The sequence below is a fragment of the Ralstonia nicotianae genome, assembly GCF_018243235.1.
Classification (GTDB): Bacteria; Pseudomonadota; Gammaproteobacteria; order Burkholderiales; family Burkholderiaceae; genus Ralstonia; species Ralstonia nicotianae.
This window is the reverse complement of the sequence record NZ_CP046674.1, coordinates 2,681,814-2,696,696: the sequence shown is the minus strand read 5'-3', so window position 1 is coordinate 2,696,696 and position 14,883 is coordinate 2,681,814. Positions and strand designations below refer to the sequence as shown.

16 protein-coding genes are annotated in these 14,883 nt (G+C 62.1%); 9 read left to right on the top strand and 7 right to left on the bottom strand.

From position 1 onward, the window contains the following. Window positions 1-59: 59 nt before the first annotated feature. The 7 genes from tnpC to GO999_RS12230 form a co-directional block, all read right to left on the bottom strand. Window positions 60-1,631, bottom strand: coding sequence for an IS66 family transposase (gene tnpC / locus GO999_RS12260; protein ID WP_211906268.1), 1,572 nt, complete (start codon window positions 1,629-1,631; stop codon window positions 60-62). Window positions 1,632-1,660: 29 nt separating this feature from the next. After that, window positions 1,661-2,008 carry an IS66 family insertion sequence element accessory protein TnpB gene (gene tnpB / locus GO999_RS12255; RefSeq protein WP_211906267.1) on the bottom strand — a complete coding sequence of 116 codons (348 nt, stop codon included), beginning with the start codon at window positions 2,006-2,008 and terminating at the stop codon, window positions 1,661-1,663. Then, complete coding sequence (gene tnpA / locus GO999_RS12250) at window positions 2,005-2,412, bottom strand: IS66-like element accessory protein TnpA (protein WP_211906266.1); 408 nt, start codon at window positions 2,410-2,412, stop codon at window positions 2,005-2,007. The genes tnpB and tnpA overlap by 4 nt, the downstream gene beginning before the upstream one ends. Before the next feature lie 243 nt (window positions 2,413-2,655). Further along, a complete protein-coding gene (locus GO999_RS12245) occupies window positions 2,656-4,119 on the bottom strand; it encodes an RES family NAD+ phosphorylase (RefSeq protein WP_211906265.1) in 1,464 nt (487 codons plus the stop codon). Between the two features lie 76 nt (window positions 4,120-4,195). Then, window positions 4,196-5,020, bottom strand: coding sequence for an HNH endonuclease (locus GO999_RS12240; protein ID WP_249215027.1), 825 nt, complete (start codon window positions 5,018-5,020; stop codon window positions 4,196-4,198). A 101-nt stretch (window positions 5,021-5,121) separates the two neighbouring features. Further along, a complete protein-coding gene (locus GO999_RS12235; RefSeq protein ID WP_211906263.1) occupies window positions 5,122-6,609 on the bottom strand; it encodes an ATP-dependent nuclease in 1,488 nt (495 codons plus the stop codon). 389 nt (window positions 6,610-6,998) lie between these two features. Next, window positions 6,999-7,733, bottom strand: a complete 735-nt coding sequence (locus GO999_RS12230) for a hypothetical protein (RefSeq protein WP_211906262.1) — start codon at window positions 7,731-7,733, stop codon at window positions 6,999-7,001. Window positions 7,734-8,361: 628 nt separating this feature from the next. Here GO999_RS12230 and GO999_RS12225 point away from each other — a divergent pair. The 9 genes from GO999_RS12225 to GO999_RS12185 all read left to right on the top strand — a co-directional run bounded on the left by GO999_RS12225 (window position 8,362) and on the right by GO999_RS12185 (window position 14,659). Next, entirely contained in the window at window positions 8,362-8,652 is a 291-nt protein-coding gene (locus tag GO999_RS12225; protein WP_211906261.1) for a helix-turn-helix transcriptional regulator, read from the top strand. Beyond that, on the top strand, window positions 8,649-9,146 hold the full coding sequence (locus tag GO999_RS12220; protein ID WP_016724995.1) for a hypothetical protein: 498 nt from the start codon (window positions 8,649-8,651) through the stop codon (window positions 9,144-9,146). Before GO999_RS12225 ends, GO999_RS12220 begins: the two co-directional genes overlap by 4 nt. After that, entirely contained in the window at window positions 9,143-10,015 is an 873-nt protein-coding gene (locus GO999_RS12215) for an ATP-binding protein (protein ID WP_211906259.1), read from the top strand. Before GO999_RS12220 ends, GO999_RS12215 begins: the two co-directional genes overlap by 4 nt. A 17-nt stretch (window positions 10,016-10,032) precedes the next feature. Further along, window positions 10,033-10,665, top strand: a complete 633-nt coding sequence (locus tag GO999_RS12210) for a hypothetical protein (RefSeq protein WP_028861247.1) — start codon at window positions 10,033-10,035, stop codon at window positions 10,663-10,665. A gap of 9 nt (window positions 10,666-10,674) precedes the next feature. Continuing rightward, a complete protein-coding gene (locus tag GO999_RS25095) occupies window positions 10,675-11,142 on the top strand; it encodes a DUF6511 domain-containing protein (RefSeq protein ID WP_211906258.1) in 468 nt (155 codons plus the stop codon). A 5-nt stretch (window positions 11,143-11,147) separates the two neighbouring features. Continuing rightward, the gene (locus GO999_RS12200) at window positions 11,148-11,537 is read left to right on the top strand and encodes a hypothetical protein (RefSeq protein WP_211906256.1); all 390 of its coding nucleotides are present in this window, start codon (window positions 11,148-11,150) and stop codon (window positions 11,535-11,537) included. Then, entirely contained in the window at window positions 11,521-13,818 is a 2,298-nt protein-coding gene (locus tag GO999_RS12195) for a phage/plasmid primase, P4 family (RefSeq protein WP_211906255.1), read from the top strand. Before GO999_RS12200 ends, GO999_RS12195 begins: the two co-directional genes overlap by 17 nt. A gap of 231 nt (window positions 13,819-14,049) precedes the next feature. Further along, window positions 14,050-14,262, top strand: coding sequence for a hypothetical protein (locus GO999_RS12190; protein ID WP_211906253.1), 213 nt, complete (start codon window positions 14,050-14,052; stop codon window positions 14,260-14,262). Then, on the top strand, window positions 14,252-14,659 hold the full coding sequence (locus tag GO999_RS12185; RefSeq protein ID WP_064820741.1) for a DUF6362 family protein: 408 nt from the start codon (window positions 14,252-14,254) through the stop codon (window positions 14,657-14,659). Before GO999_RS12190 ends, GO999_RS12185 begins: the two co-directional genes overlap by 11 nt. Window positions 14,660-14,883: the final 224 nt, after the last annotated feature.

The following is a 14,883-nucleotide window of genomic DNA, read 5'->3' as shown; positions in this document are numbered from 1 at the left end:
CCAGCCCGGTTCTAAACGTAAGCGAGTCGCCAGCGCCGTCTTGACGCACGCGATGGATCTCAAGCGTGATCGCGAACCAGATCAGCCACGACCCACGGCATGAGTTCGTCGACGCGGTTGATTGGGTGATCCGCGATGTGTGCCAGCACATGGCGCAGATATGCCTCGGGATCGATGCCGTTGAGCTTGGCCGTGCCGATCAGACTGTAGATGGCGGCTGCTCGCTCACCACCTGAGTCTGCGCCAGCGAACAGGTAGTTCCGCCGTCCGATGGCCACGCCGCGCAGCGCGCGCTCAACCGGCAGGTTGTCGATCTCCAGGCGCCCATCGTCGCAATAGCGCGTGAGCGCCTCCCAGCGGTTCACGGCGTAGAGGATCGCCCGGCTCGAGTCGGATTTGCGCGAGAGCGTCTCCAGCGTGGCGCCCAGCCACGCATGGAGTTGATCGAGCAAGGGCTTGGCATGCGTTTGCCGGTACGCTCGCCGCTCATCGGGCGGTTTTCCCCGGATCGCCTCTTCAACCTTGTACAGCGCGCCGATGCGTTCCAGTGCCTCGGTATTCAAGGCATTCGGCCGCGCAGCATGCAATTCGTAGAACTGCCGTCGGGCGTGGGCCCAGCATGCTGCTTCGACCACGCGTCCGGTCTCGTAGATCGCCCGGTAACCGCCATAGGCATCGGCCTGCAGCGTGCCGCTGAACGATGCGAGATGCTGCTGCGGATGGATGCCCCTGCGGTCGGGTGTATAGGTGAACCAGACCGCCGCTGGCGTCATGTCGCCTGAGTTCCGGTCGTCGCGCACATAGACCCACAGCCGTCCGGTCTTGGTCTTGCCGTTGCCCGGTGCCAGCACCGGTACCGGCGTATCGTCGGCATGCAGCTTTGTTGCCGCCGTGACGTGCCGACGTAACGCGTCGACCAACGGTTGCAACAGGTTCGCGGTGTGGCCGACCCATTTCGCCAGCAGCGAGCGATCCAGCTCAACGCCCTCGCGCGCATAGATTACCGACTGGCGATACAGCGGCAGATGGTCCGCGAACTTTGAGACGAGTACATGGGCCAGCAAGCCCGGACCAGCCAGGCCTCGCTCGATGGGGCGGCTCGGCGCAGCGGCTTGTTCGATGTGATCGCAGCACGTGCACGCCAGTTTGGGGCGTACATGGCGAATCACGCGGAAGCTCGCCGGTACATATTCAAGCTGCTCGGAGACGTCTTCACCGAGCTGCTTCGTGGGGCCGCCACACGCCGTGCAGGTTTCACCCGATTCCGGCCAGTGAGTCAGTATCTCGCGGGGCAGATGCTCGGGGAGTGGTTTGCGTGGCGCCTGTTCCGGCGCCGTGCGTGGCGTCTTTGGAACCTCGATAGGCGCTGCGCCTTCGTCAGCCTCGAGCTCTTCCAGTCGCAACTCGAGTTGTTCGATCTGGTGGTCGAGCTTCTCGGAGCTACGACCGAACTGCATGCGGCGCAGCTTCGCAATCAGCAGTTTCAGGTGCTCGATCTCGGCCTTGGCGGTAGCGTTTGCCGCCTTGTGCGATTCGACCACGTCTTGCAGATGTCCGATGCGTGCATCGCGCTCAAGCAGCAAGGCCTTGAGCGCTTCGATGTCATCCGGATAGGCGTCTGCCGTGGTCATGCCGGCAGTTTACGCGGCGACTGGTAGGTTTACAACGCCGATGTCGGCTCCGCCGTACGGACCGGCTGTCGCCAGTCGATACCTTCGAGCAGCATCGACAGTTGTGCCTGGCTCAGGCACACCACGCCACCATCGGCACGTGGCCACACGAACCGGCCACGTTCCAGGCGTTTCATCAGCAAGCACATGCCGTCACCGCTCCACCACAGCACTTTGACCAGATCGCCGCGCCTGCCTCGGAACACGAACACGTGGCCACTGAACGGATCTCGCTCCAGTACGGTCTGGACCTTAGCGGCCAGGCTGTTGAAGCCCGAGCGCATGTCGGTCACGCCGGCAGCCAGCCAGATCTTCGTGCGGCTGGGTAGGCCGATCATGCTGCCGATCCCGATGTGCTGCGCAGCATGCGCAGTACCAGCAGTAGCGTGCCTTCATCGGGCGAGCCTTCGACGCGCACGCGGGTGTTGCCCACGCTGATCTCAATGGCGCCCGCAGGAGCAGCACTGCCAACTGGCGCCGGGCCCGGCTGCTCGAACTCTTGCACCGGTGCTTCCACTGTCACGGGCAGCAAACCGACCGGATCATATTCACCAGCACGCAGTGCCCGGCGCCATTTGAATACCAGGTTCGGATTCAACCCGTGCTCCATCGCCAGACGCGCTACCGATACGCCTGGCTCGCAGGCCAGCTTGGCCAACTGCCGTCGGAATTCGAGGGGGTGATTCGGGATGCCTTTGCGCGAGCTTCTCTTCGGTGCTTCTGTTGCCACTGTGGTCCCCACTACTTTTTGGTGGGGATCACTCTGGCAACTTCCTCTCACACCGTCGAGACGGTGCTGGGGACACGCTTACTTCTAAACCGGGCTTTTTTTGTCTTCGCGGATCTGCGGAGTGAGAGGAGGGGCCCAGAACGGCCCTCGCCGGCAGTTCCGTGTAGCTCCGAGCGATGGCCATTTCTGATGGCTACTCCCGTCATTGCCCCCCCCCTGAGAGACGGGTGTGTGGATTGCGGATGTTGTGTAGTGCTAGAACTTGGGTTCCTGCTTCACATACTGGCGACGATCAACGGCGTACGCGGTGGAGTTGACCTTCACCGAGTCCACGTGATGGACTTCGAGGGCGTCAGGTTCGACCTTGAGCGCTGCTTCGCGGAAATCGTCATCCCAGCATGGAGGTTCAGTGGGATGACCGCACCAAATGTCCCAAACCCCTTCATCAAGGGCAGATTGTTTCTGTGCTGGCTGTGGTGGTATGAGTTCCGATACCGAATACTCGAATTCCCACCCATCTTCGGTCCAAGAGCCGATGCTAGCTTCGATCTCCGTACCTTTAGGGAGCGAGGTCTCCACCACCCTCGCAGCGTGATGGAAGAGGACGACATTGCGCCCGGTCCGCGCCTGGGCTGAAGGAAAAATGATCCCATCGAGGCGGGGTTCGTTCATCGTTGCCAAGAAGTCAGCGACAGCCTGCGTCGGCAGATAGTCGACCACTTCATCGTCAGGCATCACGGGACGCGCCATCCGAGATCCCAGGGTTCGCAGGAACGAGGCCCGTTCGAGTCGCTGTTTCAGTGAGGAATCGAAGATGCTGCCTGTGTCGTGCACATCTTCAAGCGCAGTCAGATCGAGAAGGCGCAAAGGCCGGGTAATGCCGAACTTCGCGACAGCGACCTTGCTCCCGACCGGCGCGCGGACTTCAGCGATCGCTACATTCACATCGGTCGCGCCATAAAAGACCGAGATTCCCTGAGCGTTCATTCGCCCGGCACGGGCCAGGCGGGGTGGCGGCGAGCCGAGATAGAGGTCCGGGCGGCGGAGGGCTTCCTCGAGCTTGTCCACCGCCTGAAACACGCGGGCGCGATAGAGGTGATCGAGCGCGGTCTCTGGTCCTGCGCCGACGACAAGGGGGCGACCATCCCGCGTCTTGAGCTTGTCGATATCACCGAAGACTTGAGCGAGGTGATTAGCGGCTGTGTGGCTGAAGAATCTCGCTTGTGTTTTTAGCGAATGTTCAAAGTTGTGCCACTCCTCCTGCCATCCTTGGTCGTCGGGATTCTTCTCCTCGTAGTACGAGTCCGAGGAGAACTCCGATTCCTCGCCCATGGCATCTTTGTCGAAGTCACCGTGGCGCTCTTCAAGGATCGCAAGAACATCCTCCGCGGCCCCCTGAGGAATCTCTGCTGCGTCGGCAATGGCATCCACCACCGGGGTGCCGTCGCGCTCCCAATCGTAGTGCGACTCCTTGTCAGCTAGCATCCGCTCCTCCCACGAGTTCGGTTGGTCCGACGTGCGGTTATAGTGCTCCTCAAACGCCGTCTCGATGCGATCCGCGAGCTCCTCGATAGTGAGGGACGCTAGGAGCTCGCCGCAGTAGTCGCACGTGGCCACTGGAGCGGATTGCTCGATTTGAGCGGAGAGAAAGCTCTCACGGACGCATTCGTGGCAGATGCGCTTGGAGGGCAGGTCGTCATCATTGTTGGTGTTGGACATATGTCGTGATCGTCGTTTATTGCTCGCTAGTTATGTCGGAGATGTGTCATCAGACGCAAAAGCGACGTCCCAAAGCCTATGCGGTCTTGCGCAGCTTCCTGCTCGTACTCTGTCGAGTGAGTTTCTTGTTGCCAGATGTCTTGCCATTCCGGAATACCATTCTCGAATGCGCAGCCAGATACCCGGCAAGTCGGTCTCCGGGCGGTTTCGCCAGCGCGTGGGGAACGTGCGTTAGCAGCGATGCGCGCTGTATTGCATCAAGTTGCGGCGAAATCTCCATCTGGCCCGTTGCGTCAAAGCTGATCAGTCCTGAGTCGAACAGCGCGTCAAGCGTTGCAATTAGAGGCAACCCGTTATCGGGGTCGAGCCGCTCGTCGTCCGAAGACTCCCGCCAGGGTTTTGCGTGAGATGCGCGCAGCACCTGTGGCACCGCGCAACCCGTCACTGCACAACGGTGGCCCCAGCGTGCCAGGACTTCGCGCCGGAATTTTCCCTGCCCGAGTCGAGCTTTTATCAGCGCTTCGCATACGGTCGGTTTGTCGGCATGTTCTCTTTCTATAGCGCGCAAATCCGCCTCGATTTGCGCTGCAGCGTTGGTCGGTGCGACGCTGCCGGACGAACCCAGTCCTCCGACTTTGGGCACAATGTCAAAACCGAGACTCTTGAGCGTCCGATGCCAAGGACCGTCCCAGGTACCCTTGAATTCGGATGGCGCCGGGGGCTGTAAGCCAGCCAATTCGCACGCAATTGCCGCAATTGCCTTCGGCGGATACGGTTTGCCATCAACGAGAATGTCGTAGAGCGTGCTTTCGCGAAACCCGCCATAACCCGGTGCCTTCCGCCAGAGGGCGGCTGCTCGGACCACGTGTTGCGCTTTGATCCCGTCGACATTGATTGCCATGCTCGAAAACCCCCTCATCCGAATTGATTTCCGTGATCTCACTCGCATCGCTTTAGCGGACAGTGGGGCTCGTCAATAGGTCTCGCCTGAGACGTGCTCCGTCACACAAGTACCTGCTTCACGCGGGCGACCAGTTGTTCGGCTTCTTCACCGTTGTTGTTTAGCCATGCCATCGTCAACCGATCTCTTAACATGGCCTCGGTAATGCGCATTTCATGGGCGAGTGCGGGGAACACCGCCTTGGCCCACTTGCTGCCCTCACGACCGACTCCCGCGACTTTGGCACGTTCAAACGCGTCTGCGATGCCATTGATGATTTGCTCGGCTGCGGCGATATTGCCGCCGTCAAGCAGTAACGTCTCGGGCGCCATATCCCCAGGCAGCGAAAAAACATGATTGGCCGCATCCGGCCCGATGTCGGGGTCGCGTATGCCGACTGCACGTACCCCTTCGTCCCTGAAGCTCTTGACCAATCGGTACACGTCGTCAGTGTTTCCGACGGGCGCGATACAGGCATTCTCCAGGAGCACTCGGTCGTAGCGCCGGAGGATGTCCGTCAAGAATTCTCTCGCGACCGAGTCTTCCACTAAGATCAAGTCCTTGTTAGTCTTAACGACGCCCGCAAGTTCTCGGGCCGCTGCAATATGAGGTGGGCGGGGAACTACGTCGACTCCTCCTTTGCGACGAATGATCAACGCCCGCGCCTCATCTGGAAGAGTTTCGAAAATCTCTGCTGAATGCGTCGTGAGAATGATCTGATGACCCTTGCGCCGCGCGAGGTTCATCAGATACCAAGCTAAGCCGCGCTGCGCATCAGGATGAAGCGTGATCTCGGGTTCTTCCAAGAGCACCAGCGAGCGCTGTGGAAGCGCTTCCAAAGCGCGCACAAGCCGAACAACCTTTTGCTCTCCTGCCCCCATATGCGGCTCGGCATAGATGGTCTCACCGCGAGTTACTTGAGGAAGAACTTCACTCCAGTCTCCCTTCGCAAGGCCAACTGTGTGCATCGTGCCGCCCGAGTAAGTTACGCCGAGTACGCGGGAGATGGACGCCAACATGTCGTCGTCGATCGGCGCACTTTTCTTAATTTCGATCTGCGACCGGAATACGTGGAGACGGTCTTTCCGTTCAATGCGTGGAGCAAATGTGGTGATGCCGAAAAACTGAACAGGCCGCTCCGGGTTGTTGCGCCGCGGGTAGTCCCAGCGTGTTCTGTCCTTCCGATAGGGAATTAGTACACGGGGAGCATCGTTCCAAAAGCTGAAATTGACCCCTGACCCTTCTCTAAATGCGGGCGTCTCGCCCGCGAGAGCGTTTCGAATCCAGTCACCTATTTTGTAGTTTCGGCCGCCCTCCGGCTTGACGTAAGCAGCTGAACAAAGTTGAAGCAGCGTAGTCTTGCCACTTCCGTTGGCCCCGGCGAGGGCAGTGACTGGCCAAGAAAACTCTAGGTTCACAGTCATGCCACGGACAGCTTGGACATGCACGGATTTCAACATGTTTCCGAAGAGGCCATTGCGCACCTCCGGACTCTCGAGCTTACTTCTGATCTCGCGGATTTCCTTGTCGATGTCTGCCTGCGATGCCATTTACCCCTCCTCAAGCGCCGTACGCACGTGAAGTCGAGATTCTCCGTGAATCAAAAACAGTAAAGTAGACCTATCAAAAACTGCTATGAAGCGCGATCTCGAAATACCGCTCTTGGCCGAACTCGCCCTTCATACCTTCTTGGCGAAAAATCCCTGGAACACCACAGTCACCCTTTTATACTTGGACCGAAAAATGGGGTTTGAGGCGCGTGCTGAACGTTGCCACAAGCCTTTAGTCTACCGGCACTGATTGCATTCAAGCCGGGTTTTTGGGGAATTCACCGATTCACGGGAGGGGGAGGGTTCCAAGACGAGCCACAACCGCCTTTCGGAATAATGCTTGCGAACCACCGGGGCTAAGTTCGATCGATTGTTCACACTTCCTGCTGCTAGTTGTGATCTGCCGGCCCCCCAACACCGTCAAAAGTCAAAACAATGGGATGCTCGATTGCCTTCCAATTCAATACTGCAGTTGTCAAGCCCTGTGCATGACGATTCAGAATGGCAGCTCCCCCATCCAGTTGTGGCAACAACAACCGCGTAGAGATCCACAGACGACATGCGTGCTGTACCGAATCGGGGAGAAGAGATGCGTTGGGTGGTAGGGGCGATTGGTAGGCTCGCAAAAGAATTCGGGCTCGAGGGTGTGGGTGGCCACCGACTTCACAGTGAAGCCAATACTCCTGATCTCGGAACAGTCCATCAGATGCCTTGCGCATGGCCTGAGGTTTGAACTGCTGACGAAGCGTCTCCGAGTCTGCGGCATACCATCTTTCAAGCTGCGATGGGTCGGCATAGGCCAGAAATGTGAGGTACTCGACCTCGACAAGCTGTCTAAGGAGGGCGCCGGCAGGGTATTCCCGCTGGTTTCGCAAAAGCAGTGCAATCCCGCCTATAAGTTCGGCCCCGAGCCGTAACAGAAGCGCCGTTGCGTTGAGCCGATCGCTCTTTGCTATGTAGCCCGCAACGTGCAATTCCTCCGCCATCGAGTTGTAGGCGACAGTAGCTGAATCAAGGACCTCGTAGCGAGCGGCGACGATGTTTTCATTCGTCGCGGCGCTGCTGAAAGCGGCCACTAAGTTTGAGTCGCGTGACCCCGCTTGTGCTTCGTCGGATTCGGCCACGGCATCCCCCTCCTTGTCTGCCGAATCTAGCGCGACTGTTTCGGTGGGCTTTGATCGCGTCCATTCGACATGCCCCTGGGGCATTGCTTGGTATCGTGCACCGCACGCCCTCAGATAGAAAACCATGAACTTCGGTGCATAAGAGCCGCGCCAGTGGAATGGGGGGCTTTGAGCTACCGAAGTGTGACGTCCTAGATGTATAGGCTGTGCTGTCGTGCAGTGCTATCGAACAATTGAACTAACGCGCATCGGGTATTTCCCCTCGTTCCTCATTGTGTGCCGCGAAGCACGTCGGTGACGGACCGCGCAAATCGGGTTTGAGGAGCTCGGTTGAGGAATCCGAGGAACGTGCGGAGCATCCCCGATGGTGATCGGGATCGGCATCGGTAAGCGTCGATCCCCCCAACCCGGTGGCCCTCGCTGGCCACGGGCCATCCGTCCCCCGGCTCTGATCGCGATCAGACCGGGTTTTTTTGCATCTGGACCGCACAGATTCGATTTGAGGAACGAGTTTGAGGAATCTGAGGAACGGTCTGAGTAATCCCGTTCGAGACGATACGGACATCGGTTGCAGCGCTGGCGCAAGCCCCCGCAACCGGTGTGTATCCACCCTTGAACGCAAGATTCCATGTCGTCTGACCAGACCCTCGACGCCTCCGGGCGTCCCCATCTGACCCCGCGAGACCTCGCCCTCCGCTGGGGCAAGGCCGAAGCCACTATCGCACGCTATCGCTCGGACGGTTGCGGCCCGCGATTCCTCAAGATCGGCGGCGCCGTGCTGTACCGCCAGGAAGACGTCGAGCGCTTCGAGCTCGAGAACCTCTTCGCCAGCTCGAGCTGCCGCTCCGAGGAAACCGAGCGTGACATCGCCACGTGCCAACCCGCTACAGCCCAGTACCTGCAAGGAGCCGCAGAATGAACCTCGTCGCACTCCAACACGCCATGCACCTTCCCCCGGCGCACTACGCCGAGGCGCCGCTGGACACATACCGCCAGTTCATCGCCCAAGTCGAGCAACTGCACGCGTTCACCAAGGAGGTGCGCGCATTCGCCGATCAGATCAATGAACTGCGCTATGCCGATCTGGCTCGCCAAGCCATTCTGGCAACCGGCCGCGACCACGGCACGGTCCGCATTGACGACCACGGCCAGACCGTGAAGTGCGAACTGGTGAACAACGTGGTTTGGGACCAGGTCAAGCTGAGGCAACTGGCTTGCAATATCGCCGCCTCGGGCGACATCCCCGAGCAGTACATGACCATCACCTACAAGGTGTCGGAGAACAAGTACAAGAACTGGTCCGACGTCTTCCGCAAGCAATTCGAGGCGGCTCGTACCGTGCGCCCCGGCAAGTCCACCTTCACGCTGGAGAAGTCGGATGTCGTGCTCGCAGGTCGGGAGGCATGGCAATGACGCTGCCCATCATCAGCGCAGACCGGCGCCTGGCCGAGCCCCGCTGCGCCAAGATCGTCCTCGTCGGCATTCCCGGCGCGGGCAAGACCAGCCAGCTCAAGACGCTGCCCGAAGACAGCACCCTGTTTGTCGATCTGGAGGCGGGCGACCTGGCGGTGCTGGACTGGTACGGCGACACGCTGCGCCCGCGCTCGTGGCCGGAGTTCCGCGACCTGGTCGTGTTCCTGGCCGGACCCAACCCGGCGGCGAGCCCCGACCAGCCGTACTCGCAGGCGCACTTCGACGCGGTGTGCAAGCGCTATGGCGATCCGGCGCAACTGCGGAAGTACAGCACGTACTTCGTGGACTCGATCACCGTGCTGTCCCGACTGTGCCTTGCCTGGGCCAAGACGCAACCGCAGGCGTTCTCCGAGCGCACCGGCAAGCCGGACACGCGGGGTGCCTACGGCCTGCTCGGTACCGAGATGATCGCGGCGCTCACGCACCTGCAGCACGTGCGCGACAAGCACGTCGTGTTCGTGGCGATTCTGGAAGAGAAGGTTGACGAGTTCAACCGGCGGTTTTTTGCGATCCAGCTCGAGGGCAGCAAGACCGCGCTGGAGTTGCCCGGTGTCATCGATGAGGTGATCACGCTGGCGCTGCTGCGCCCCGACGCACCGGCGGAAGGGGAGGCGGCCGCCGAGCCAGCAGAGCCGTTCCGCGCGTTCGTCACCAACACCGACAACGCCTGGGGCTACCCCGCCAAGGACCGCTCCGGCCGGCTGGATGCCCTGGAGGAGCCGCACCTGGGCAAGTTGATCGCCAAGACCGCGGCGCCGCGCAAGCCTGTGCCGCTGGCCGGCGCCACGACTCAACCGAACTTTTCCTGAATCCTGAGAGCTAGACCATGACGTTTTGGAATGACTTCAACGACGCAGGCCGCCAAGTCGGCTTTGACCTGATCCCCAAGGGCACGCTGCTCAAGATCCGCATGACGATCCGTCAGGGCGGCTTCGATGATCCGTCCCGTGGCTGGACGGGGGGCTGGGCCACGGAATCCGAGCACACCGGCAGTGTGTATCTCGCCGCCGAATTCGTGGTCCTCGAAGGGCCGTACGCCAAGCGCAAGCTGTGGTCGATGATCGGTCTGCATTCGCCCAAGGGCGACGAGTGGGCCAACATGGGTCGTGCGTTCGTGCGCGCCGCTCTCAACTCCGCGCGTGGCGTGCATCCGGACGACAACACCGAGCCGGCCCAACTCTCTCGACGTATCCGCGATTTCGGCGAGCTTCACGGCATGGAATTCATCGGCCGTGTCGACATCGAGCTCGACAGCCGGGGCGACGCCCGCAACGTGATCCGGCAGGCGGTGGAGCCGAACCACAAAGACTACGCGGCGCTCATGGCCGGCAACGCGCCGCCGGTGAACGCCGCCAATGCCGGTGTCGGCCGCGCACACGCGCCTGCCGCGTCGGCACCGGCACGTGCTGCCCAACCCCGGCAGGCGGCCGGTTTCACGCGCCCGGCGTGGGCGCAGTGAGGAGGGGCCGTGCAATGCTGGGTTTGTCGCCAACAAGCACGTGGCTACCGGCACTCGGACCTGCGCTTCCGCGTGGGCGATCCGCGTCGCCATCCGCCCGACTGGGCCTTCTGCTCTCGCCGCTGCCAGGACGCTTTCCACGCCATGTACGGGGCTTGGCGCAAGACCGAGCCGCCGTTGTCCGAATCACTCACAAGGGAGGCGCATATGCCTGAGACCACTGGGCAGCAGCGTGCTGCGATGCGCCGATGCCTGCGACCGTTCGGGCAGGTGGCCGGCGAGATCGGCTTCGACAAGCCGCTGGCCCACTACACCGAAGAGGAAGCTCTGCGGGTGATCGAGGCCATCGTGTTCACGTACACGGAGGCAATGGCGCTCGACGCGCCTCGTGCCCAGGCCACCTCAATGGTGAAGGGACGTTCCGTAGGACTGTCGGCGGATGCGTTCGCCGACTTGGAAGATGACATTCCGTGGTAACCGAGATGCTGGATTTCAATCACCGTCCCAAAACCCGCAGCACCATCGATCCGCGCCGCACCAAGCGGGCCGCGAGGCCGCGCCCGCTGGTGACCATGCGCGCGGTCGAAAAGCTGCTGCTGCGCCACGTCCATGCGCCGGCCACTGGGCTCATGCCCGAGCAACGCCTGATCGTGGCGGTGCTCTGCCAGGCTATCGCCGATGCGCGCTATGCGGACCGCAAGCACCTGCAGGAGGACGCCGAGCGCTTCCTGCGCAGCGACGATCTCGCGCAGGTGGCTGGGCTGATCGACCTCAATCCCGCGTTCGTTCGCGAGGTGGCGGTCAAGACCGGCTATCTCTTGGCGGCCCCTGACGAACTGGAAGAACGGAGCGCCGATGCTCGACTTCAATGACAGCCCGCCGCAGAGCCGGGAGGTCGCACGCCCTGTATCCGCAGAGGCGGAGCGGGACCGCATCCGGGGCTTGCTGCTCGACCGGCTGGACTCGGTGCTGGCCATCCTGTTTCCAGCCGGCAAGAAGCGGCGGCACACCTTCGTGATCGGCGACATCCAGGGCAATCCGGGCGACAGCCTGGAAATCGTGCTGGACGGGGAGAAGGCGGGCTTGTGGACGGACCGCGCGACGGGTGACGGCGGGGATGTGTTCGCCGTGATCGCAGGCACCCTGGGTGTCGACGTGCACACGGAATTCCCGAGGGTGCTGGCGCGCGCCGCCGACCTGCTCGGTCTCGCCAGCACGCAGCCGGTGCGGCGCAAGCGGAAGGAGCCGCCAACGGACGACCTCGGCCCCGAGACCGCCAAGTGGGACTACCTGGACGCCGCCGGCAGGCTGATCGGGGTGGTGTACCGCTACGACCCGCCCGGCCGGGGCAAGGAGTTCCGGCCGTGGGACGCCAAGCGCCGCAAGATGGTCCCGCCCGATCCGCGCCCGCTGTACAACCAGCCGGGACTGGCGACCGCCACGCAGGTCGTGCTGGTTGAAGGCGAGAAATGCGCCCAGGCCCTGATCGACGCCGGCATTGTTGCCACCACGGCCATGCACGGGGCGAACGCGCCGGTCGAGAAGACCGACTGGTCGCCCTTGGCCGGCAAGGCCGTGCTGATCTGGCCCGACCGGGACAAGCCGGGCTGGGAGTATGCCGACCGGGCGTCGCAGGCGATCCTGCAGGCGGGCGCGTTGTTGGTGGCCATCCTGCTGCCGCCGGACGACAAGGCGGAGGGCTGGGATGCAGCGGACGCGATCGAAGAGGGGTTTGACGTCAGCGGCTACCTGGCAGCCGGCGCGCGGGTGCCCGTGGTGCCGGAGGTGGACGACACCGTGTCGACAGACGTGCTGGAGGGCGTGGATTGGGAAACCGAGGACGGGCTGGCTACGGCTTTCACGCGCCGCTATGGCGACGACTGGCGGTACTGCTCCCTGTGGGGCAAATGGCTGGTGTGGACTGGCGTGCGGTGGAATCCCGATCAGTTGCTCTACGTTACCCACCTGTCGCGTGGGATCTGCCGGGCGGCCTCGTTCAAGGCGGAAACGCCGCGGCAGAAGGCCAAGCTGGCGAGCTCGTCGACCATCGCCTCGGTCGAGAAGATCGCCCGTTCGGACCCCAAGCACGCGGCCACGGCCGACGAGTGGGATGCCGACGTGTGGGCGCTCAACACCCCCGGCGGGGTAGTCGATCTGCGCTCGGGCCAGCTGCGAGCGCATCGGCGCGAGGACCGGATGACGAAGGTGACCACGGCGACGCCTAAGGGTGATTGCCCGACCTGGCGGCAGTTTCTCTCGGAAGTCACGGGCGGCGACGTCGAGCTGCAAGCCTACCTGCAGCGGATGGCGGGCTACGCGTTGACCGGGTCAACGCAGGAGCATGCGCTGTTCTTCCTGTACGGCACCGGCGCGAACGGCAAGTCGGTGTTCGTGAACACGCTGGCCACGATCCTGGGCGACTACGCGGTCAACGCGGCGATGGACACCTTCATGGAAACGCGCGCCGATCGGCACCCGACCGATATGGCGGGCCTGCGCGGCGCGCGTTTCGTGGCGGCCATCGAGACCGAGCAGGGACGGCGCTGGGCGGAATCCAAGGTCAAGAACCTCACCGGTGGCGACAAGATCTCCGCGCGCTTCATGCGGCAAGACTTCTTCGAGTTCTTCCCGCAGTTCAAGCTGTTCGTCGCGGGCAACCACAAACCGGCCATTCGCAACATCGACGAGGCAATGAAGCGGCGCTTGCACTTGATTCCGTTCACGGTGACGGTGCCGCCTGCGCGGCGTGACAAGAACTTGCAGCAGAAGCTGCTGGCAGAACGTGACGGCATCCTGGCGTGGGCGGTTCAGGGTTGTCTCGACTGGCAGCGGCTGGGCCGGCTCGATCCGCCGCAACAGGTGCTGGACGCGACGGAGGAGTATTTCGAGGCCGAGGACGCGCTGGGCCGCTGGCTGGACGAACGTTGTGTGCGAGAGATCAACGCCAAGACGCTGACCGCCGAGTTGTTCAACGACTGGAAACAGTGGGCTGACTCGGCTGGCGAATTCGTCGGATCGCAAAGGCGCTTCTCCGATCTGCTGATCACCCGCGGGGTCGAGAAATGGCGCAACACAGCGGGTTTGCGGGGCTTCCGTGGTGTGAGCCTGAAGCATCCGCCGATGCCGACCTATAGCCCGTACTCGGACAACTGAGCTTCACGCCGACACATCCGACCGACGCAGCTGACGTACTACGTCGTAACTCCTACGCGTACGTGCGCGTACACGCACCTCAAGGGCGTTTCGATGTACTGCGCCAGCTGCGTCGGTCCGAACAAAACGAAGGACTGAAACCATGACGACGACCCATGTCGCCCAACATCAGAACAGCAAGCTTGGCCGGGCATTGCAGCCGCTGATGCTCCGAGACTTAGGGGGTGTGGCATGAAGATTCCCACACCGTCCTACAAATCCGCACTGGCCCGCACGCAGCCCGAGGTCGCGGACCTCGAAGCGTTCAAACGGCAAGGCTGGCGGGACCAGCGCATCCTCGTGGTGAACGAATCCGACGAGCGCCTGGACTTCCTCGAACGCGAGCTGGTGCGCCGCATCGGTGAACGGCTCTACGGTGAGGGAGGCAAGCGCCATGACCGGTAGCACGACCGCCTGGACACTTGATTCCGTCGCAGCGCGTTTCGAGGAGGCAGCACGTACAGGGCGCACGCTTCCACCCGTCCGTGTGCAGGGCTACTTCCGTGTCTGGCCGCACATCGTGCGCGAGCAATGGGAACGCCTGGCAGCGGACGACCAACCGCGTCACTACTATCCGCCCAGTCCCGCGGCCATCGACCGGATGCTGGAGACGATGCGGTGGGTGCAGTGGTTGGACGTGGACCATCGGCACCTGGTCTGGATGCGCGCGCAAGGCGACGAATGGCAGTACATCGCCAAGCGCTATGCGTGCTGCATCAAGACGGCGCAACGGCGCTGGCAACGCGCCATGCAGACCGTGGTCGACCGGCTCAACGGAGGCGAGCAGGTTGGCCGTGCGTGAAATTACGCAATATTGGCAACGCCTGCGCAATATTGCGAAGGGTTGCCAACGGTTGATAAGCCAACGCAAAAAGGGGGGTGTCGCATCTCCCCCGAAAAGCGGTACATTTACGCCTATCGTGATGACATGAGCGCCGGGGTCGTGAGGCCCCCCAGGGGGCGAAGGGGTCCTTCCTTCCTAAAGCGCAATACGGGAGGCACAAGCGCAAGGTTTGTCCACCGTCA